General features: G+C 51.9%; 1 pseudogene. It reads left to right on the top strand.

The window, feature by feature from the left end:
* Positions 1 to 237: pseudogene (locus tag KFE26_RS23920) on the top strand (IS4 family transposase); the annotation flags it as partial.

The following is a 237-nucleotide window of genomic DNA, read 5'->3' as shown; positions in this document are numbered from 1 at the left end:
CCGCTGATAGTCACTGACGCGGGCTTTCGTAATCCATGGTTTCGAAAAGTCGAGCAGCTCGGTTGGTATTGGCTGGGTCGCGTTAGAGGATTGAGTGTCTATCGGCCGCATCCTTTCGGTCGCCAATTTTCACTAAAAGCGCTTTATCCCCAAGCCCGTCGTCGCGCAAAACATGTTGGGCGGGTGGCGTTATCGGTAAAGAAACCTTTGTTATGTGAGATGGTATTGTTCAGGGCC

The sequence above is a fragment of the Shewanella sp. M16 genome (assembly GCF_018224605.1).
In the GTDB taxonomy this organism is placed as follows: Bacteria; Pseudomonadota; Gammaproteobacteria; order Enterobacterales; family Shewanellaceae; genus Shewanella; species Shewanella oncorhynchi.
This window is presented reverse-complemented; position numbering and strand designations above follow the sequence as displayed.